Source organism: Burkholderia sp. NRF60-BP8 (genome assembly GCF_001522585.2).
Classification (GTDB): Bacteria; Pseudomonadota; Gammaproteobacteria; order Burkholderiales; family Burkholderiaceae; genus Burkholderia.
Genome location: NZ_CP013373.1, coordinates 516,755 through 537,307, shown reverse-complemented (window position 1 = coordinate 537,307; position 20,553 = coordinate 516,755). Strand labels below are relative to the sequence as shown.

At 67.1% G+C, this 20,553-nt stretch carries 19 protein-coding genes; 5 read left to right on the top strand and 14 right to left on the bottom strand.

Going from position 1 to position 20,553, the window contains the following annotated elements; genetic code table 11:
• The first annotated feature begins 10 nt into the window (after positions 1–10).
• From WS54_RS15625 to WS54_RS15610, 4 genes are all read left to right on the top strand, one after another.
• Positions 11–922, top strand: coding sequence for a prepilin peptidase (locus WS54_RS15625; protein WP_059779112.1), 912 nt, complete (start codon positions 11–13; stop codon positions 920–922).
• A gap of 1 nt (position 923) precedes the next feature.
• Entirely contained in the window at positions 924–1,532 is a 609-nt protein-coding gene (coaE, locus tag WS54_RS15620; protein ID WP_059779110.1) for a dephospho-CoA kinase, read from the top strand.
• Between the two features lie 109 nt (positions 1,533–1,641).
• Positions 1,642–2,397 carry a cell division protein ZapD gene (gene zapD / locus WS54_RS15615; RefSeq protein ID WP_027783465.1) on the top strand — a complete coding sequence of 252 codons (756 nt, stop codon included), beginning with the start codon at positions 1,642–1,644 and terminating at the stop codon, positions 2,395–2,397.
• A gap of 28 nt (positions 2,398–2,425) precedes the next feature.
• Positions 2,426–2,626, top strand: coding sequence for a DNA gyrase inhibitor YacG (locus WS54_RS15610; RefSeq protein ID WP_059779109.1), 201 nt, complete (start codon positions 2,426–2,428; stop codon positions 2,624–2,626).
• Positions 2,627–2,684: 58 nt separating this feature from the next.
• Here the strand turns inward: WS54_RS15610 and WS54_RS15605 are convergent, their stop codons facing one another.
• The 4 genes from WS54_RS15605 to secA form a co-directional block, all read right to left on the bottom strand.
• Positions 2,685–3,143 carry an NUDIX domain-containing protein gene (locus WS54_RS15605; RefSeq protein ID WP_059779106.1) on the bottom strand — a complete coding sequence of 153 codons (459 nt, stop codon included), beginning with the start codon at positions 3,141–3,143 and terminating at the stop codon, positions 2,685–2,687.
• Positions 3,140–4,009: an ATP-binding protein gene (locus WS54_RS15600; RefSeq protein WP_034206332.1), complete on the bottom strand. Its 870-nt coding sequence runs from the start codon at positions 4,007–4,009 to the stop codon at positions 3,140–3,142. The genes WS54_RS15605 and WS54_RS15600 overlap by 4 nt, the downstream gene beginning before the upstream one ends.
• An 18-nt stretch (positions 4,010–4,027) precedes the next feature.
• Entirely contained in the window at positions 4,028–5,269 is a 1,242-nt protein-coding gene (gene argJ / locus WS54_RS15595) for a bifunctional glutamate N-acetyltransferase/amino-acid acetyltransferase ArgJ (RefSeq protein WP_059779104.1), read from the bottom strand.
• A gap of 144 nt (positions 5,270–5,413) precedes the next feature.
• Positions 5,414–8,212 (bottom strand): preprotein translocase subunit SecA, encoded by a 2,799-nt coding sequence (gene secA, locus WS54_RS15590; RefSeq protein ID WP_059779102.1) that lies wholly within the window; start codon positions 8,210–8,212, stop codon positions 5,414–5,416.
• A 256-nt stretch (positions 8,213–8,468) separates the two neighbouring features.
• Here secA and WS54_RS15585 point away from each other — a divergent pair, with 256 nt between their 5' ends.
• Positions 8,469–8,945 carry a DUF721 domain-containing protein gene (locus WS54_RS15585; protein ID WP_059779100.1) on the top strand — a complete coding sequence of 159 codons (477 nt, stop codon included), beginning with the start codon at positions 8,469–8,471 and terminating at the stop codon, positions 8,943–8,945.
• Positions 8,946–9,025: 80 nt separating this feature from the next.
• On the opposite strand, the gene lpxC is transcribed toward WS54_RS15585, so the two are convergent.
• From lpxC to murD, 10 genes are all read right to left on the bottom strand, one after another.
• A complete protein-coding gene (gene lpxC / locus WS54_RS15580; protein WP_059779098.1) occupies positions 9,026–9,943 on the bottom strand; it encodes a UDP-3-O-acyl-N-acetylglucosamine deacetylase in 918 nt (305 codons plus the stop codon).
• A 240-nt stretch (positions 9,944–10,183) separates the two neighbouring features.
• Positions 10,184–10,690, bottom strand: a complete 507-nt coding sequence (locus WS54_RS15575; protein ID WP_059779096.1) for a peroxiredoxin — start codon at positions 10,688–10,690, stop codon at positions 10,184–10,186.
• 188 nt (positions 10,691–10,878) lie between these two features.
• On the bottom strand, positions 10,879–12,075 hold the full coding sequence (gene ftsZ / locus WS54_RS15570; protein WP_006477012.1) for a cell division protein FtsZ: 1,197 nt from the start codon (positions 12,073–12,075) through the stop codon (positions 10,879–10,881).
• Between the two features lie 112 nt (positions 12,076–12,187).
• Positions 12,188–13,420: a cell division protein FtsA gene (gene ftsA / locus WS54_RS15560; protein WP_006487138.1), complete on the bottom strand. Its 1,233-nt coding sequence runs from the start codon at positions 13,418–13,420 to the stop codon at positions 12,188–12,190.
• 26 nt (positions 13,421–13,446) lie between these two features.
• Positions 13,447–14,199, bottom strand: a complete 753-nt coding sequence (locus WS54_RS15555; protein ID WP_034206327.1) for a cell division protein FtsQ/DivIB — start codon at positions 14,197–14,199, stop codon at positions 13,447–13,449.
• A gap of 19 nt (positions 14,200–14,218) precedes the next feature.
• Positions 14,219–15,160 (bottom strand): D-alanine--D-alanine ligase, encoded by a 942-nt coding sequence (locus WS54_RS15550; protein WP_034206326.1) that lies wholly within the window; start codon positions 15,158–15,160, stop codon positions 14,219–14,221.
• Between the two features lie 84 nt (positions 15,161–15,244).
• Positions 15,245–16,642, bottom strand: coding sequence for a UDP-N-acetylmuramate--L-alanine ligase (murC, locus tag WS54_RS15545; RefSeq protein ID WP_034206325.1), 1,398 nt, complete (start codon positions 16,640–16,642; stop codon positions 15,245–15,247).
• Positions 16,639–17,742, bottom strand: a complete 1,104-nt coding sequence (gene murG, locus WS54_RS15540; RefSeq protein WP_059779093.1) for an undecaprenyldiphospho-muramoylpentapeptide beta-N-acetylglucosaminyltransferase — start codon at positions 17,740–17,742, stop codon at positions 16,639–16,641. The genes murC and murG overlap by 4 nt, the downstream gene beginning before the upstream one ends.
• A complete protein-coding gene (gene ftsW / locus WS54_RS15535; RefSeq protein WP_027783454.1) occupies positions 17,739–19,022 on the bottom strand; it encodes a putative lipid II flippase FtsW in 1,284 nt (427 codons plus the stop codon). The genes murG and ftsW overlap by 4 nt, the downstream gene beginning before the upstream one ends.
• Entirely contained in the window at positions 19,019–20,530 is a 1,512-nt protein-coding gene (murD, locus tag WS54_RS15530) for a UDP-N-acetylmuramoyl-L-alanine--D-glutamate ligase (RefSeq protein WP_059779091.1), read from the bottom strand. The genes ftsW and murD overlap by 4 nt, the downstream gene beginning before the upstream one ends.
• Between the last annotated feature and the right edge of the window lie 23 nt (positions 20,531–20,553).

The following is a 20,553-nucleotide window of genomic DNA, read 5'->3' as shown; positions in this document are numbered from 1 at the left end:
CTCGAGCCTCATGACGCCAGCGCCCCTGTCCGCCGTTTCCGATTCGCCCGAGCGCGCGCTGCTCGCGCTGGCGTTGCTGCCGCCCGCGCTGCAGTATGCGTTCGCGGTCGTCATCGGCCTTTGCATCGGCAGCTTCCTGAACGTGGTCGTGCACCGGTTGCCCGTGATGATGCAGCGCGCGTGGCAGGCGGAGATCGCCGAAGCGACGGGCGCCGCGAGCGCCCCGCCCGACGACGGTTATCCGCCGCGCTACGATCTGTGGCGCCCGCGCAGCACCTGCCCGCACTGCGGCCACGTATTGCGCGCGTGGGAAAACATCCCGCTCGTCAGCTACCTGATGCTGCGCGGGCGCTGCCGCCGCTGCGGCCATGCGATCGGCGTCCGCTATGTGCTCGTCGAACTCGCGTGCGCGCTGCTCGCCGCCGCCTCGCTCGCGGCGTTCGGCCCGACCGTCGCCGCGCTTGCCGCGTTCGCGCTGTGCGCGGCGCTGCTCGCGATGAGCGCGATCGATATCCGGACCGGCTACCTGCCCGACTCGATGACGCTGCCGCTGCTGTGGGCCGGGCTCGTCATGAACCTCGGCGGCACCTTCACGTCGCTGCGCTCGGCCGTGATCGGCGCGATGGCCGGCTACCTGTTCCTGTGGTCGATCTACTGGCTGTTCAAATGGCTGCGCGGCATCGAGGGCATCGGTTTCGGCGACCTGAAGCTGCTTGCCGCGCTCGGCGCGTGGATGGGCTGGGCCGCACTGCCGCAGGTCGTGCTGTTCGCAGCGGTGACCGGTGCGATCGTCGGGCTCGTCGCGACCTGGCGCGGCCGCATGCGCTTCGAGGAGCCGATTCCGTTCGGCCCGTTCCTCGCGGCCGGCGGCGTCGCCACGTTGTTTTTCGGCACCCCTTTCTATGCGGCGCTCGGAGGCTGACATGTTTTCCGTAGGACTCACGGGCGGTATCGGCAGCGGCAAGACGACCGTCGCCGACCTGTTCGGCGCCCGTGGCGCATCGCTCGTCGATACCGACCTGATTGCCCATCGCATCACCGCACCGGGCGGCCTCGCGATGCCGGCGATCGAGCAAGCTTTCGGTCGCGACTTCGTGGCCGCCGACGGCTCGCTCGATCGCGCGAAGATGCGCACGCTGATCTTCAGCGACGATGACGCGCGCCGGCGCCTCGAAGCGATCACGCATCCGCTGATCCGCGCGGAAACCGATCGCGAGGCGCACGAAGCACAGGGCCCGTACGTGATGTTCGTCGTGCCGCTGCTGGTCGAATCGGGCACCTGGAAGGCGCGCAGCGATCGCGTGCTCGTCGTCGACTGCCCGGTCGAAACGCAAATTGCGCGCGTGATGCGGCGCAACGGTTTCACGCGCGAACAAGTCGAAGCGATCATCGCGCGGCAGGCGACGCGCGAAGCCCGCCTCGCGGCGGCCGACGACGTGATCGTCAACGACGCGGTCACGCCCGCCGCGCTCGCCGCGCAGGTCGATGCACTGCATCAACGTTATGTCGGATTCGCGGCCGCCGCGCACTGAGCGTCGCGCGCGATCGTGATGGTGTACGAAATTGGTGCGTTGCTAGGGTAGAGAGGGGGCATTAGAATGTCCTTCATTGTTTCAATCCCTACCGACGAGGCGAGCGCGCTTGATTCTTTACGAGTATCCGTTCAACGAGCGAATTCGCACGCTGTTGCGTCTCGAAGATCTGTTCGAGCGCTTCGCGTTCTTTTTGGCTCAGGAGGACCCGCGTGAACACCACGTCGCGTTGACGACGCTGTTCGAAATCGCCGAGGTAACGGGCCGCGCGGACCTGAAATCGGATCTGATGAAGGAGCTCGAACGTCAACGCCAGACGCTCGCCCCCTTTCGCGGCAATCCGGGCATCGAGCAGAACGCGCTCGAGGCCGTGCTCGGCGAAATCGAGCAGACGCTCGCGAATCTCGCGCAGATGCAGGGCAAGACCGGCCAGCACCTCGTCGACAACGAGTGGCTCGCCAGCATCCGCAGCCGCGCGGTGATTCCGGGCGGGACGTGCAAGTTCGACCTGCCGTCGTACTACGCGTGGCAGCAATGGCCCGCCGAGCAGCGGCGCCAGGATATCGCGAAGTGGATCCTGCCGATGCTGCCGTTGCGCGATGCCGCGGCGATCGTGCTGCGGCTCGCGCGCGAATCGGGTCAGGCGTCGAAGGTCATGGCGATGCAGGGCAGCTACCAGCAGATGCTGTCCGGCCGCACCTACCAGCTGATGCAGGTCCGGGTGCCGCCGGAGCTGCGCGTGATTCCCGAAGCGAGCGCCAACAAATACATGTTGTGGGTGCGGTTCACCATGCAGGACGGCGATGTGCGGCCGCGCGCGGTGGACATCGACGTGCCGTTCCATCTGACACTGTGCAATCTGTAACGGCCGCGTGCCGGATCGATGCTTTCGTATGACTACCGTCGTGAAATGTCCGTCGTGCGGCGCCGAAGTGCGCTGGACGCCTGAAAATCAGTTCCGCCCGTTCTGTTCGGCCCGCTGCAAGCAGCTCGACCTCGGCGCATGGGCCGCGGAAAAGTACCGGATCGGGGGCGCCGCCGACGACGGCCCGTCGTCGGAAGAGGACGGCGCCGACGGCCGTCGCGACAGCTGACCGGCACGACGCCGGCCGCCGGCGATATGGCCCGCCTTTCCGGCAGGCCGCGTCGGCGTCAACGCGACGCCGCTTCCTTCTCGAGCAGTTCCAGCACCGGCAGCGCCGCCGGCAGCAGCGGCGCGACTTCGACCGGCAGTTGCTGCCACACGAACGCCTGCCCTTCCTTGCTGTGCGGCTCGCCCGTCCAGCCCGTCACCTTGCAGAAATAGAGCCGCACGTACGCGTGCGGATAATCGTGCTCGAGCGTGTGCCAGCGGTGGCTGGCCGTGACTTCGATGCCGAGTTCCTCATGCAGCTCGCGCGCAAGCGCGTCCTCGACGCTTTCGCCGGCCTCCAGCTTGCCGCCCGGAAACTCCCAGTAACCTTCATACGGCTTGCCCTGCAGGCGTTGCGCGAGCAGATAACGGCAGCGGCCGACCGGGCCGTCCGGCTGCACCATCACGCCGACCGCGACTTCCGTCACCTTACGGCCGTCCGGCGCCCGCACGGCGCCCTGTGCCAGGTCCTCGCTCATGCCTGCTCCTTGCGGCCCGACCAGTCGCGCGCGAACTGCCATGCGACTCGGCCCGAGCGCGAACCGCGCTCCAGCGCCCATACCAGCGCGTCACCGCGCGCCGTCTCGATCTCCGCATCCGGGCAGCCGAAGTGACGCAGCCAGTGCGCGACGATGTCGAGGTAGTCGTCCTGCTTGAACGGATAGAAGCTGACCCACAGACCGAAGCGCTCCGACAGCGAGATCTTCTCCTCGACGACTTCGCCGGGGTGAATCTCGCCGTCCGGCAGATGCTTGTACGACTCGTTGTCGCTCATGTACTCGGGCAGCAGATGGCGGCGGTTCGACGTCGCGTAGATCAGCACGTTGTCCGACTGCGCGGCGATCGACCCGTCGAGCGCGACCTTCAGCGCCTTGTAGCCCGATTCGCCGTCCTCGAACGACAGGTCGTCGCAGAACACGATGAACCGCTCCGGACGCTGCGAAATCAGGTCGACGATGTCGCCGAGATCGTGCAGGTCGTCCTTGTCGACTTCGATCAGGCGCAGCCCGTCGTTCGCGTACGCGTTCAGGCATGCCTTGATCAGCGACGACTTGCCGGTACCGCGTGCGCCGGTCAGCAGCACGTTGTTGGCCGGCTTGCGCTGCACGAACTGCCGCGTGTTCTGGTCGATCAGCGCTTTCTGGCGATCGATGTTGTGCAGATCGTCGAGCGTGATCGACGACACGGCCGGCACCGGCTGCAGGTAACCGCGCCCCTGGCGCTTGCGCCAGCGGAATGCGTGGGCCGCGTTCCAGTCGATGGCCGCCGGTGCGGGCGGCAGCATCCCTTCGAGACGGCCGAGCAGCGCTTCCGCGCGCGTCAGAAACTGTTCAAGCTTGTCCATGTCGTTGAGCGCTCCCGATCAGGAGCGGTAATCCGCGTTGATGCTCACGTAATCGTGCGACAGGTCGCACGTCCAGACGGTGGCCTGTGCGTCGCCACGGCCGAGCAGCACGCGGATCGTGATCTCGCTCTGCTTCATCACGCGCTGGCCGTCCTCTTCCTGGTAGGCCGGGTTGCGGCCGCCCGCCTTCGCGACGAGCACGTCGTCGAGGTAGAGATCGATCTTGCCGACGTCGAGATCCGCGACGCCCGCATAGCCGATCGCCGCGAGAATCCGGCCGAGGTTGGGGTCGGATGCATAGAAGGCCGTCTTCACGAGCGGCGAATGGCCGATCGCGTACGCGATCTGGCGGCATTCGGCGACGCTCTTGCCGCCTTCGACCTGCACCGTCATGAATTTCGTCGCGCCTTCGCCGTCGCGCACGATCAGTTGCGACAGCACCTGTGCAACTTCCGTCACCGCGTCGCGCAGCGCCGCATAGGCGGGCGAATCGGTCGACGTGATCGCGGGCAGCGTGCTCTTGCCCGACGCGATCAGGATGAACGAGTCGTTCGTCGACGTGTCGCCGTCGATCGTGATGCAGTTGAACGAGCGGTCGGCCACTTCCTTCACGAGCGTGTCGAGCACTGGCTGCGCGACGTTCGCATCGAACGCGAGGAAGCCGAGCATCGTCGCCATGTTCGGCTTGATCATGCCCGCGCCCTTGCTGATGCCCGTCAGCGTGACCGTGTGGCCGTCGATCGCCACCTGGCGCGACGTCGCCTTCGGCAGCGTGTCGGTCGTCATGATCGCCTGCGCGGCGTCGAACCAGTTCGCGGCCTTGCGGTTCGCGAGCGCGGCCGGCAGGCCGGCCTTCAGCCGGTCGATCGGCAGCGGCTCGAGGATCACGCCGGTCGAGAACGGCAGCACCTGCGCCGGCTCGATGCCCGCGAGACGCGCGAGTTCCGTGCAGGTCTCGCGTGCGTTCACGAGGCCCGGCTCGCCGGTGCCCGCGTTCGCATTGCCCGTATTCACGACCAGCGCGCGGATGCCCGCGCCGCCGGCCCGTACTTTCGCCAGATGCTCGCGGCAGACGGTGACCGGCGCCGCGCAGAAACGGTTTTCGGTGAACACGCCCGCGACCGTCGCGCCTTCGTCGACGGAGATGACCAGCACGTCCTTGCGATTCGGCTTGCGGATGTTCGCTTCCGCCCAGCCGAGCGTGACGCCGGCGACGGGATGCAGTTGGGCGGGATCGATCGACGGAAAATTGACAGCCATGGGGCACACCTGCCGGATGGAAAATGCCGGCACATGCCGGCATCGATTGGAAGAACCGGCGGCCGCACGCGCGGGCCGCCGCAACTCACATCACTGACTCGAAGCGACGAACGACGCGGCACGCGTGACGCGCGCCGCCGCCGATCATGACAGCTTCCCGTGACATTGCTTGTACTTCTTGCCGCTGCCGCACGGGCACGGGTCGTTGCGGCCGACCTTCGGCATTTCGCCGCCGGGGCCGCTGTGCGTCATCGCGCTGCCGACCATGTCGGCCGTCGCCGTGGCGGCCGCCGCAGCCGTGACGTTCGCCACCGGCGCGCCGGCGTCCGCGTAGTCGGCGTGCTGGTATTCGACGTTCTCGAGATAACCGCCGCGCTCCTCGATCTGCTCGGCGGCCTCCTCGAGCTGCTCCGGCGACTGGATCTGCACGTTCATCACGATGCGCGTGACTTCCTGCTTGATCGCGTCGAGCATCGCGGCGAACAGCTCGAACGCCTCGCGCTTGTATTCCTGCTTCGGATTCTTCTGCGCATAGCCGCGCAGATGGATGCCCTGGCGCAGGTGGTCGAGCGCCGCGAGGTGTTCGCGCCACAGGCGGTCGACCGTCTGCAGCATCACCGAACGCTCGAATGCGCTGAACGATTCGCGGCCGACCATCGCGACCTTCGCCTCGTACTGCTCGTCGGCGGCCGTCATCACCGCGTCGAGAATCTCCTCGGCCGTGATCGACGACGACTCGTTCACCATTTCCTGGATCGCGAGGTCGAGCTGCCAGTCGTTGCGCAACGCTTCCTCGAGCTCGGGCACGTCCCACTGCTCTTCGATGCTGCCTTCCGGCACGAACTGGCGGACGACTTCGGTAATCACGCCGTGACGCATCGCGGTGATCGTCTCGGTGATGTCGTGCGCCTCGAGCAATTCGTTGCGCTGCTGGTAGATCACCTTGCGCTGGTCGTTCGACACGTCGTCGTATTCGAGCAGCTGCTTGCGGATGTCGAAGTTGCGCGCTTCGACCTTGCGCTGCGCCGATTCGATCGACCGCGTGACGATGCCCGCTTCGATCGCCTCGCCTTCCGGCATCTTCAGGCGATCCATGATCGAGCGCACGCGGTCGCCCGCGAAGATGCGCAGCAGCGGATCGTCGAGCGACAGGTAGAAGCGCGACGAGCCCGGATCGCCCTGGCGGCCCGCACGGCCGCGCAACTGGTTGTCGATCCGGCGCGATTCGTGGCGCTCGGTGCCGATGATGTGCAGGCCGCCCGCGGCCTTCACCTGCTCGTGCAGCGTTTCCCACTCGTCGTGCAGCTTCTGGATGCGGCGCGCCTTTTCGTCGGCCGGGATCGTGTCGTCGGCCTCGATGAACGCGGCCTGCTTCTCGACGTTGCCGCCGAGCACGATATCGGTACCGCGGCCGGCCATGTTGGTTGCGATCGTCACGCGGTTCGGACGGCCGGCTTCCGCGACGATCGCCGCTTCGCGCTCGTGCTGTTTCGCGTTCAGCACTTCGTGCGGCAGCCCGGCCTGCTTCAGCAGGTGCGACAGCAGTTCGGAGTTCTCGATCGACGTCGTGCCGACCAGCACCGGCTGGCCGCGCTCGTAGCAGTCGCGGATGTCGCGGATCACCGCGTCGTAGCGCTCCTTGGCCGTCTTGTAGATCTGGTCCTGCTTGTCGATCCGCTTCGGCGGGCGGTTGGTCGGGATCACGACCGTCTCGAGGCCGTAGATCTCGTTGAATTCGTATGCCTCGGTATCCGCGGTACCGGTCATGCCGGCCAGCTTCGCGTACATCCGGAAGTAGTTCTGGAACGTGATCGATGCGAGCGTCTGGTTCTCGCTCTGGATCTTCACGTGCTCCTTCGCCTCGACGGCCTGATGCAGGCCGTCGGACCAGCGGCGGCCCGCCATCAGGCGGCCCGTGAATTCGTCGACGATGACCACTTCGCCGTTCTGCACGACGTAATGCTGATCCTTGTGGAACAGCGTGTGGGCGCGCAGCGCCGCGTACACGTGGTGCATCAGCGTGATGTTCTGCGGCGCGTACAGGCTCTCGCCCTCGCCGATCAGGCCCCATTCGGCGAGCAGGCGCTCGGCCTTCTCGTGGCCCGATTCCGTCAGGAACACCTGGCGCGCCTTCTCGTCGAGCGTGTAGTCGCCCGGCTTCTCGACGCCCGTGCCGTCGGCCTTCTCTTCGCCGATCTGGCGCTCGAGCAGCGGCGGCAGTGCGTTCATCCGCACGTACAGCTCGGTGTGATCCTCGGCCTGACCCGAAATGATCAGCGGCGTCCGCGCTTCGTCGATCAGGATCGAGTCCACTTCGTCGACGACCGCGAAGTTCAGCGCCCGCTGCACGCGCGCATCGGTCTCGTAGACCATGTTGTCGCGCAGGTAGTCGAAGCCGAATTCGTTGTTCGTGCCGTACGTGATGTCCGCCGCGTAGGCCTGCTGCTTCTGGTCGTGCTCCATGCCGGACAGGTTGATGCCGACCGACAGACCGAGGAAGTTGTAGAGGCGCGCCATCCATTCGGCGTCGCGCTGCGCGAGGTAATCGTTGACGGTCACGACGTGCACGCCGCGGCCGGCCAGCGCATTCAGATACACGGGCAGCGTCGCGACGAGCGTCTTGCCCTCGCCCGTGCGCATTTCCGCGATCTTGCCGTAGTGAAGCACCATGCCGCCGATCATCTGCACGTCGAAGTGCCGCATCTTCAGCACGCGGCGGCTCGCCTCGCGACAGACCGCGAAGGCCTCGGGCAACAGCTTGTCGAGCGACTCGCCGGCCGCGACCCGCTGGCGGAATTCATCGGTCTTGCCGCGCAACTGGTCGTCCGTCAGCTTCTCGATCTGCGTTTCGAGCGCATTGATCGTCGCGACGGTCTTTTGGTATTGCTTGACGAGCCGCTGGTTGCGGCTGCCAAAAATTTTCTGGAGAAAACCGGTTGTCATCGGATCGGATCCTGCGTCGCAGCACCGGCGCCCGGCGCGTGTTGCGCGCCCCGGCGCCCGAGCCTCGGCGGCTTAGCGAATTAGTGGACTCAAACGTCGAATTTTAGCACGCGGGGACGCATGCGCCTGCGTCCCGGCCGGACGGGCATTGCGCGCCCAAGCCGGGCGGACACGGGCGAAAGCTGCCCGTGCGCGGGCCGGCGCGGGTACAATCGGCTGCAACGTCCGCGCGCGTACGCGCTCGAAGAATGCCTCGATGAACCGATTTCCCAAGCGTTTCGGCCCGCTCGCCGCCTATCGCCCGCAACCCGTGTCGGAAGTGCTCGGTCGGACCGACGCATTCGCGGCGCTGCGCGCCGGCGTCGAGCAGATCGCCTCGCTGCAGCGCGACCTGGGTGCGTGCCTGCCCGACTATCTCGCGAATCACGTCGAACCGGGCTTCATCAAGGACGGCACCCTGACCCTCTTTGCCGCGCACAATGCGCTGGCCGCACGGCTGCGGCAGGTCGAAATGCGGCTGCTCGGCGATCTCCAGAAACGCGGCTGGCCGGTGACGACGCTGCGCGTGCGCGTGCGGCCGAAGGACGCGCCGCCGCCGCCGCCCGTGAAGCAGGCGCGGATGACGTCGACCGGCGCCGCCGCGCTGCGCGACCTCGCCGACCACCTCGAACCGTCGCCGCTGCAGGCCGCGCTCGCGCGGATGGCGGCACGGCACGGCGCGAAACCGCGTTGACGCACAGGCCGCGGGCAACCGCCGGCCAATAAAAAAGCGACCCGATGGGTCGCTTTTTTATCGCTTGCGCCGAACGCCGGTCACGCGAAAGCCGTCTGCGCGTCGAATGCAAACCCTTTCGGCGCAGCCTGCGGATCGTCGAACGTCACGATCTCGTACGCGTCTTCGTGTGCGAGCAACTCGCGCAGCAGCGCGTTGTTCAGGCCGTGGCCCGACTTGTACGCGGTGTACGAAGCCAGCAGCGGGTGGCCGATCACGTACAGGTCGCCGATCGCGTCGAGCATCTTGTGCTTCACGAACTCGTCGTCGTAGCGCAGCCCGTCGTTGTTCAGGATCCGGTACTCGTCGAGCACGATCGCGTTGTCCATGCTGCCGCCGCGCGCCAGGCCGATCTCGCGCAGCATCTCGGCCTCGTGCGCGAAACCGAACGTGCGCGCACGCGCGATCTCGCGCACGTACGACGTAGTCGCGAAATCGACTTCGAGCTCCTGGCCCGTCTTGTCGACGGCCGGGTGGCGGAAGTCGATCGAGAACTTCAGCTTGAAGCCGAAATACGGATCGAGACGCGCGAACTTGTCGCCATCGCGGATTTCGACCGGCTTCTTCACCTTGATGAAGCGCTTCGGCGCGTTCTGCTCCTCGATGCCGGCCGACTGGATCAGGAACACGAACGTGGCCGCGCTACCGTCCATGATCGGGATTTCCTCGGCCGTCACGTCGACATACAGGTTGTCGATACCGAGACCCGCACACGCGGACATCAGGTGCTCGACCGTCGACACGCGCACGCCATCCTTCTGCAACACCGACGCGAGCCGCGTGTCGCCGATCGACATCGCCGATGCGGGAATGTCGACCGGCGTCGACAGGTCGACGCGTGAAAAGACGATGCCCGTGCCGGGCGCGGCGGGACGGAGCGTCAACTCGATCTTGCGGCCCGAGTGGACACCGATACCCACGGTCTTCACGATGGATTTGATGGTGCGCTGCTTCAACATGGTCTTCTTCGTCTTGATTGAAGATATCAATCAGGAGTTATATTCGATAGGCGGGATTATAGCGTAATTCCCTATTCGACGCTGTCCGAAACTGCGTATCAATCTGTTTCGACAGTTTACCCGCGCCGATACGGGACGGGCCGATGCCCGGAACGGAGGCGTTTCCGGTCATCAGCCCGTGTTACAACTGCCCTGAGGCCGGCGAGCAGCGTTGCCGGAAGGCAACGGCGCACCGCACGATCAGGACGTCAACGTCGCGAGAACACTCGCCGCATCGCTCACTTCGAATTTGCCCGGCGCCTCGACGGCCAGCGTCTTGACCACACCGCCGTCAACCACCATCGCGTAGCGCAGGGAACGAATTCCCATGCCACGCGCGGACAAATCCTGCGTCAGCCCCAGCGCATGAGTGAAAGCCGCGCTGCCGTCCGCCATCATGCGCACCTTGCCCGCGGTGTGCAGATCACGTCCCCATGCGCCCATCACGAATGCGTCGTTGACGGACACGCACCAGATCTCGTCGATCCCCGCCGCGCGCAATTGCTCGGCGTGCTCGACGTAGCCCGGCACATGCTGCGCCGAACAGGTCGGCGTGAACGCGCCCGGCAATCCGAAGATCACCACCCGCTTTCCCGCAACCTGGTCGCGCACGCTGTAGGCGTTCGGCCCCAGCGTGCACCCTTCGCGCGCGTCGTCGACGAATTCGAACAATTGCGCGTCGGGCAGCGCGTCGCCCACTTGAATCATGGCTGGTCCCTCATAGCGATACGGTTTTTCAGCGTGTTGCGGACAGCACGGCCCATCCCGCCTCGCTCGAGCGAAGAGGGCACCTTTCCCGGCCCGGCGTCGCATCCGACGCGGCCTGCCGTGGTCCGTAGCATCCGTCACGCCGGCGATACCGCGGCGGTGTCGCCGCGGCTTCGCCTGTGTTTACGTCAGTCAGCCTGCTTGCGCAGGAAAGCCGGGATGTCGTACGTGTCGACACCCTTCTCCTGCAGCGCCTGCACGTGCGATGCCGCGGTTTCGCGCGAATTGCGCCACACCGCCGGCGTGTCGAGCGCGCCGTAGTCGGCCGTGCTGACGTGATGCGGCTGCGCATAGCCGTGCGACACCGCGCTGACCGGCTGGTTGTCCGTACCCGTGCGCAGCAGCGTCATCGGAGCCGACTGCTGCTTCTTCGCCGCACGGCCCAGCCCCGTCGCCACGACCGTCACGCGCAGTGCATCGCCCATCGCGTCGTCGTACACCGCACCGAAGATCACCGTCGCATCTTCCGCCGCGTAGCTCTTGATCGTGTTCATCACTTCGCGCGTTTCCGACAGGCGCAGCGAACGGCTCGACGTGATGTTGACCAGCACGCCGCGCGCGCCCGACAGATCGACGCCTTCGAGCAGCGGGCTCGCCACGGCCTGTTCCGCCGCGAGGCGTGCGCGATCGACGCCGGCGACCGTCGCCGTGCCCATCATCGCCTTGCCCTGCTCGCCCATCACCGTCTTCACGTCTTCGAAGTCGACGTTCACGAGGCCGTCGACGTTGATGATTTCCGCGATACCCGCCACCGCGTTGTTCAACACGTCGTCCGCGCACTGGAAGCACTTGTCCATCTCGGCGTCGTCGCCCATCACGTCGAACAGCTTGTCGTTCAGGACGACGATCAGCGAGTCGACGTGATCCTCCAGTTGCTGCGAGCCTGCTTCGGCGACGCGCATGCGCTTGCCGCCCTCGAACTCGAACGGCTTGCTGACGACACCGACCGTCAGAATGCCCATCTCCTTCGCGATCTGCGCGACCACCGGTGCCGCGCCCGTGCCCGTGCCGCCGCCCATGCCGGCCGTGATGAACACCATGTGCGCGCCGCGCAGTGCGTCGGCGATGCGCTCACGCGCCTCTTCGGCTGCCGCACGGCCCATTTCCGGTTTCGCGCCGGCGCCAAGACCCGTGTTGCCAAGCTGGATCACCGACGATGCACGCGAACGCGACAGCGCCTGGGCGTCCGTGTTCATCACGATGAAGTCGACGCCCTGCACGCCGCGGTTGATCATGTGCTGGACGGCATTGCCGCCAGCGCCGCCAACGCCGACCACCTTGATGATGGTGCCGTTGGTTTCGGTTTCCAGCATTTCGAATTCCATTGTTGCCTCCGTCAAGAGAATGACTGCTACTCGGCCGTTATTCGGCAGGAGATCGGGCAACCCCCTGTCGCGCGCCAGCCGCCGGCACCAGCGCGAATTTCGATTCGGTGTGTCAGAAGTTGCTCAGGAACCATTCCTTCATCCGCGAGAACACTTGCCCCGCGTTGCCGGACTGCACGGCGACCTTGCGGCCGCGCATGCGCTGCGCACTGCCTTCGACGAGCAGCCCCATCGCCGTCGAGTAGCGCGGATTGCGCACGACGTCGGAAAGGCCGCCTGCATATTCCGGCGCGCCGATGCGCACCGGTTTCAGGAAAATGTCCTCGCCGAGCTCGACCATGCCCGGCATCATCGACGCGCCGCCGGTAATGACCACGCCGGAACTCAGGAGTTCTTCGTAACCCGATTCGCGCACGACCTGCTGCACGAGCGAGAACAGTTCCTCGACGCGCGGCTCGATCACGGCCGCGAGCGCCTGACGCGACAGCGTGCGCGGGCCGCGTTCGCCGAGGCCCGGCACTTCCACCATTTCGTCCGGATCGGCGAGCGCCTGCTTCGCGATCCCGTAGCCGACCTTGATGTCTTCCGCATCCGGCGTCGGCGTGCGCAGCGCCATCGCGATGTCGCTCGTGATCTGGTCGCCCGCGATCGGGATCACCGCCGTGTGGCGGATCGCGCCTTCGGCGAAGATCGCGATGTCCGTCGTGCCGCCGCCGATGTCGACCAGCACCACGCCGAGATCCTTCTCGTCTTCGGTCAGCACCGCGAGCGACGACGCGAGCGGCTGCAGGATCAGGTCGTTCACTTCCAGCCCGCAGCGGCGCACGCACTTGACGATGTTCTGCGCGGCGCTCACCGCGCCCGTCACGATGTGCACCTTCACTTCCAGCCGGATGCCGCTCATCCCGATCGGCTCGCGCACGTCTTCCTGGCCGTCGATGATGAATTCCTGCGTGAGGATGTGCAGCACCTGCTGGTCGGTCGGGATGTTGATCGCCTTCGCGGTCTCGATCACGCGCGCGACGTCCGTCTGCGTGACTTCCTTGTCCTTGATCGCGACCATCCCGCTCGAGTTGAAGCTGCGGATGTGGCTGCCCGCGATCCCCGTGAACACGTTGGTGATCTTGCAGTCGGCCATCAGCTCGGCTTCCTCGAGCGCGCGCTGGATCGACTGCACGGTGGCCTCGATGTTCACCACCACGCCTTTCTTCAGACCCTTCGACTCGCTCTGGCCGAGACCGATCACCTCGTAGTGGCCCTCGCCCTTCAGCTCGGCGACGATGGCCACCACCTTCGACGTGCCGATGTCGAGGGAAACCAGCAGATCCTTGTAGTCTTTGCTCATAAAGTGCTCTTGCGTGTGATCTCTCGTTACTTCTTGCGCTTGTCGGTATCGGTCAGGAACCGCATGCCCGCCGCGCGAATCGCGAATCCGTTCGGATAACGCAGATCCGCGTACTCGATGTCGTTGCCCCAACGCTCCGTAACGGCCGGCCACGCGGCCACCAGGCGCTGGCTCCGGTCATGCAGCGTGTCGCTGTTGCGCTCCTTGCCCAGCTCGACCTGCATGCCGTTCGACAGCTTCACCGTCCACGCGTACCGCGCCGACAGCGTCACTTCTTCCGGCGCCGCCTTCAGCGGCGCAAACCATTTCCCGAAGTCGCGATACCGCGCGACGACTTCCTTCGCGCTGCCTTCCGGCCCGTCGAACGCCGGCAGCGCCTGCTCCAGCTCGCCCTGGTTCGCGGTGAACAGCTCGCCGTCCACGCTCACGAGCTGATCGCTGCCCCAGGTCCCGAGCGGTTTGTACTCCTCGAGCGTGACAGCCAGCGCATTCGGCCACACCCGACGCACGCTCGCGTGACGCACCCACGGCATCTGCTCGAACGCGGCGCGCGCCGTATCGAGATCGACCGTGAAGAAATTGCCCTTCAGCCGGCCGACCACGCCCGCGCGCACCGTCGGCGAATTGATGTGCTCGGTGTCGCCGTCGATCCGGATTTCCCGCAGCGCGAACGTCGGGCGCTGGATCAGCCAGTAGCAGCCGGCCGCCGCCAACACGAGCAGCAGCAGCGCGTACAGCGCGCTGGCGGCAAGGTTGAGTTGGCGAACGTTGTTCCACATACGTCGTTCCGTTCCTGCGTCAGTCGTTGAGCGTGAGCGACAGCACCTTCACGACCAGCTCCGAATAGCCGATGCCGACCGCGCGCGCGGCCTTCGGCGGCAGCGAGTGGTCGGTCATCCCGGGGGCCGTGTTCACTTCCAGGAAATACGCATTGCCGGCCGCGTCGAGCATGAAATCCGCGCGGCCCCAGTCGGTGCAGCCGAGCACGTCGAACGCGCGCCGCGCGATGCGCTTCAGTTCCGCTTCCTGCTGCGCCGGCAGGCCGCACGGGATCAGGTACTGCGTATCGTCGGCGACGTACTTCGCGTGGTAGTCGTAGAACTCGCCGGCCGGCACGATCTTGATCAGCGGCAGGTCGAGATCGCCGGCGATGCACGCGGTGTATTCGCCGCCGCCTTCGATGCTCTTCTCGACGATCACGATCTTGTCGTGCGTCGCGGCTTCCGCGAGCGCGGCCGGCAGCGCGTCCGCCGTCTTCACCTTCAGCACCGCGACGCTCGAGCCTTCGCTCGCCGGCTTCACGAACAGCGGCAGGCCGAGCTTCGCGACGATGTCGGTCGCGCGCGCGGCAAGGTCGTCGCCGCGCATCACCGTCTCGAACGGCGGCGTCGGCACGCCCGTCTGCTGCCACACGAGCTTCGTGCGGAACTTGTCGAGGCCGAGCGCCGAGCCGAGCACGCCGCTGCCCGTGTAGCGGATACCGTAGAAATCGAGCGCGCCCTGAATCTGGCCGTTCTCGCCGTAGCCGCCGTGCAGCGCATTGAACGCGCGCACGAAGCCTTCGTCCTTCAGGGCCGACAGCGGCCGCTCGGCCGGGTCGAACGGATGCGCGTCGACGCCCGCGTCGCGCAGGCCCTGCAGCACGAGGCGGCCCGAGGTGAGCGACACCTCGCGCTCGGCGGATTCGCCGCCGAACAACACCGCCACCTTGCCGAAACGTTTCGGATCGATCCCGCTCATGTCAGCCTCCGCCGGGCCGCCCCAAGGAGGCTGACCGCCCCCGCGGGGGGCAGCGAACGAAGTGAGCGTGGGGGTAGTTTCATGTCATGCCTTCTGTTGAGTGTGTCGCGCGAGCTTCGCCGGCACGCCGCCGATCGAGCCCGCACCCATCGTGATCACCACGTCGCCGTTCTGCGCGACCTTCGTCAATGCGTCCGGCACGTCGTCGATTGACGCGACGAATACCGGTTCAACCTTCCCCGCCGCGCGCAGCGCACGCGACAACGCATCGCCGCTGGCCGTCGGGATCGCGGCCTCGCCGGCCGCATAGACTTCCGTCAGCACCAGCGCATCGACCGTCGACAGCACGTTGACGAAATCGTCGAAGCAGTCGCGCGTGCGCGTGTAGCGATGCGGCTGGAACGCCAGCACGAGGCGACGGCCCGGAAACGCGCCGCGCGCGGCCGCGATCGTCGCCGCCATCTCGACCGGGTGGTGACCGTAATCGTCGATCAGCGTGTACTGGCCGCCGTCCGCGCTCGGCACTTCGCCGTAACGCTGGAAGCGTCGGCCGACGCCGTTGAATTCCGCCAGCGCCCGCTGGATCGCGTCGTCCGCCACGCCGAGGTCGGTCGCGATCGCGATCGCCGCGAGCGCGTTCTGCACGTTGTGCAGGCCCGGCATGTTCAGCACGACCGCGAGCGGCGCGCGACCTTCGCGGATCACCGTGAAATGCATCCGGCCGTCGCGCGCGTCGATGTCTTCCGCGCGCACCTGCGCGTCCGGCGACAGGCCGTAGCGCACCACCGGCTTCGAGATGAACGGGATGATCTGCCGCACGTTCGGATCGTCGACGCACACGACCGCGCTGCCGTAGAACGGCAGGCGCTGCGTGAATTCGATGAACGCCTGCTTGAGCCGCGCAAAATCGTGGCCGTAGGTGTCCATGTGGTCGGCGTCGATGTTCGTGATGACCTCGATCACCGGATAGAGGTTCAGGAACGACGCGTCCGACTCGTCGGCCTCGGCGACGATGAAGTCGCCCGTGCCGAGCCGCGCGTTCGCGCCGGCGCTGATCAGTCGGCCGCCGATCACGAAGGTCGGGTCCAGCCCGCCCGCCGCGAGCACGCTCGCGACCAGGCTCGTCGTCGTGGTCTTGCCGTGCGTGCCGGCGATCGCGATGCCCTGCTTCAGGCGCATCAGCTCCGCGAGCATCACCGCGCGCTGCACGATCGGCACGCGCTTCGCGCGCGCGGCCAGCACTTCCGGGTTGTCCGAGCGCACGGCCGTCGACACGACGACCGCGTTCGCGCCCTCGATGTTCGCCGCGTCGTGGCCGATCGCGATCCGCGCGCCCAGCGCCTCGAGGCGATCGGTCACCGCATTGCGCGACAGGTCCGAGCCGCTGACCGCGTAGCCGAGGTTGACGAGCACTTCGGCGATGCCGCTCATGCCCGCGCCGCCGATCCCGACGAAATGAATGTGTTTGACGATGTGTTTCATTGCAGTTGTTCCAGGTTCGCGCCGGCCGCCTTCGCGCAGACGCGCGCGACTTCGTCGGTGGCCTCGGGCTTCGCGAGCGCGCGCGAACGTTCCGCCATGGCCGCGAGCGATGCCCGCGACTGGCCGCGCAGCCAGTCGGCGAGCAGTTCCGCCGACAGGTCGCGTTGTTGCACCAGCACGGCCGCGCCCGCATCGGCGAGGAACGCGGCGTTGGTCGTCTGGTGATCGTCGACCGCGTACGGGAACGGCACGAACAGCGCCGCCACGCCCACCGCCGCGATCTCCGACACCGTCATCGCACCCGACCGGCAGATCACCAGATCCGCTGCCGCATACGCGGCCGCCATGTCGTCGATGAACGGCACGAGCCGCACGTCTTCGCCGGCCGCGAAACCGGCCGCTTCGTAATTCGCCTTCAATGCGTCGATGTGCTTCACGCCGGCCTGGTGCACGACGCGCGGGCGCTCGCCCGGCGACAGCAGCGCCAGCGCGCGCGGCACGACTTCGTTCAGCGCGGCCGCCCCGAGGCTGCCGCCGACGACCAGCACGTTCAGCGCTCCGCTGCGCGACGCATAGCGTGCCTGGGGCGGCTCGGTGTGCGCAAGTTCCGCGCGAATCGGGTTACCCGTCCATTCCGCGTGCGGCAGCGCGCCGGGGAACGCGACGAGCACGCGCTTCGCGAGTTTCGCGAGCACCTTGTTGGTCAGGCCCGCGATCGAATTCTGTTCATGCAGCACGAGCGGACGCCCCGACAACGCGGTCATCACGCCCGCCGGGAACGTGATGTAGCCGCCCATTCCGAGCACGACGTCCGGTCGCACGCGGCGCAGCGCGCCGAGGCTCTGCCAGCATGCACGCAGCAGGTTGACCGGCAGCGTCAGCTTGGTCTTCAGACCCTTGCCGCGCAGCCCGCCGAACCGCACGTACTCCATCGGAATGCCGTGCTTCGGCACGAGCGTCGCTTCCATCCCGGCCGGATTGCCGAGCCATACGACGCGCCAGCCCGCCGCTTCCATCCGGTGCGCGACCGCGAGCCCGGGGAACACGTGGCCCCCGGTCCCGCCTGCCATCACCATCAGCGTGCGTTGCGACGCGGTCATACCTTCCCTCCGCGCATCAGCACCCGGTTTTCGTAATCGACCCGCAGCAGCACCGCGAGCGCGACGCAGTTCAGCAGGATGCCCGAACCGCCGTAGCTCACGAGCGGCAGCGTCAAGCCCTTGGTGGGCAGCAGCCCGAGGTTCACGCCCATGTTGATGAACGTCTGCGCGCCGAACCAGATGCCGATGCCCTTCGCCATCAGGCCCGCGAACGTGCGATCGAGCGCGAGCGCCTGGCGGCCGATCTCGAACGCGCGGCGCACGATCCAGTAGAACAGCAGGATCACGACCAGCACGCCGACGAAGCCGAGCTCCTCGCCGATCACCGCGAGGATGAAGTCGGTATGGGCTTCCGGCAGGTAATTCAGCTTCTCGACGCTGCCGCCGAGGCCGACGCCGAACCACTCGCCGCGGCCGAACGCGATCAGCGAGTGCGTGAGCTGGTAAGCCTTGCCCTGCGCGTAGCGCTCGTCCCACGGATCGAGATACGCGAAGATCCGCTCGCGACGCCACGGCGACAGCCACACGAGCATCGTGAACGTGCCGACCGCCGTCGCGACGAGGCCGCCGAACAGCTTGCCGTTCACGCCGCCGAGGAACAGCACGCCCATCGCGATCGCGGCGACCACCATGAACGCGCCCATGTCGGGCTCGAGCAGCAGCAGCGCGCCGACCAGGCCGACCGCGAACGCCATCGGCAGGAAGCCCTTCGCGAAGCTCTGCATGTATTCCTGCTTGCGCACCGTGTAGTTCGCCGCGTAGATCGTCACGGCGAGCTTCATGATTTCCGACGGCTGCATGTTGGTGATGCCGAGCGGAATCCAGCGGCGCGCACCGTTCACGCCCTTGCCGACGTGCGGGATCAGCACGATCACGAGGCCGACGAGCGCGATCAGGAAAAGATGCGGCGCGTACTTGTCCCAGGTCGACACCGGCACGCGGAACGCGATCACCGCCGCGACGAACGCGACGGCGAGCGACACGCAGTGGCGCATCAGGAACGCGTAATCGTGATACGACGCGTATTTCGGCGAATCGGGCATCGCGATCGACGCCGAATACACCATCACGACGCCGAGCCCGAGCAGCGCGATCGCGACCCACAGCAGCGAATAGTCGAAATCGAGCATCCGCGAGCGGCTCGGGCGCACGCCGTTGACGACGCTCGCGAGGCCGCCCGTCGCGGCGCGCGTGGCCGATGCGACGCGGCCGCCCGCGGCATTGCCGCCGGCGTCGCGCCGGTCGTTGAAACGGGAGACGAGGCGATCGGACCAGCTCATGGCGTCGCTCCTTTGTCGATGGCGATTGCGTCGACCGCCGCGCGGAACACTTCCGCGCGATGGGCGTAGTTCCGGAACATGTCGAGGCTCGCGCACGCGGGCGACAGCAGCACCGCATCGCCCGGCTCGGCCAGATCGGCCGCCGCGCGCACCGCGCCTTCGAGCGTCGCGTGGTCGGCGAGCGGCACGCCGGTTTCGGCGAGCGTGTCGCGGATCGCCGGCGCGTCGCGGCCGATCAGCATCACCGCGCGGCACCAGCGCGCGACCGGCGCGACCAGCGGCGCGAAATCCTGCCCCTTGCCGTCGCCGCCCGCGATCAGCACGATCTTCTGCGCGAGCCCGTCGAGCGCGGCCACCGTCGCGCCGACGTTCGTGCCCTTGCTGTCGTCGACGTAATCCACGTCGTCGATCGTCGCGATCACTTCGACGCGATGCGCTTCGCCGCGGTATTCGCGCAGCGCGTGCAGCAGCGGCGCGGCCGGCAGGTCGATCGCACGCGCGAGCCCGAACGCGGCCAGCGCGTTCGCCGCGTTGTGCAGCCCGCGGATGCGCAGCGCGTCGGCCGGCATCAGGCGCTTCTGCGCGATGTCGGGCGTATGTGCGGCGTCGCGCTTGCGCCGGCGCGTCGTCGCCGCTTCATCCGGCGCGTCGCGATCGACGGCTTCCACCAGCCATGCGATACCGTTGTCGCGCGACAGCCCGTAGTCGCCGTCCTGCGTCGGTTCGTTCAGGCCGAACGTGACCGTGCGCGGCGCGTCGGCCGCGCCGACTGTCGGCGCGAACTTCATCACGGTCGCGTCGTCGCGGTTCAGCACGCGCGTCGTCGTCGCGCCGAAGATCCGGCCCTTTGCCTGTGCGTACGCGTCGAAGCTGCCGTGCCAGTCGAGGTGGTCCTGCGTGATGTTGAGGATCGCGGCGGCATCGGGCGCAAACGTGCGCGCGGTCTCGAGCTGGAAGCTCGACAGTTCGAGCACCCATACGTCGGGCAGCGCGGTGTCGTCGATCGCGCTCGCGAGCCGGTCGAGCATCGCCGGGCTGATGTTGCCCGCGACGGCGACCTTCTTGCCCGAGCGCTGGCACAGCAGGCCCGTGAGGCTCGTCGTCGTGGTCTTGCCGTTGGTGCCGGTAATCGCGAGCACCTTCGGCTGGTAGCCGCTCGTGCCGAGCGCGCGCAGCGCCTGCGCGAAGAACTCCAGCTCGCCCCACACCGCGATACCGCGCTCGTTCGCGGCCGCGACCAACGCCGCGAGCGCCGGCTCCAGCGGCGACAGCCCGGGGCTCAGCCCGACGAGCTCGATGCCGCCGTCGAGCAGCGCGGGCGTGAACGCGCCGCCGACGAATTCCGCATCGATGCCTTCGGCCTGCAGCGCGGCAAGGTTCGGCGGCGCCTCGCGGGTATCGGCAATACGCAGCCGGCACCCGTGCCTCGCGCACCATCGCGCGATCGCGAGACCCGATTCCCCGAGCCCCAGTACGAGCACCATCGGCCGTTGCCGATCTCCAAACATCTCGCCAGACATCCTTGTTACCT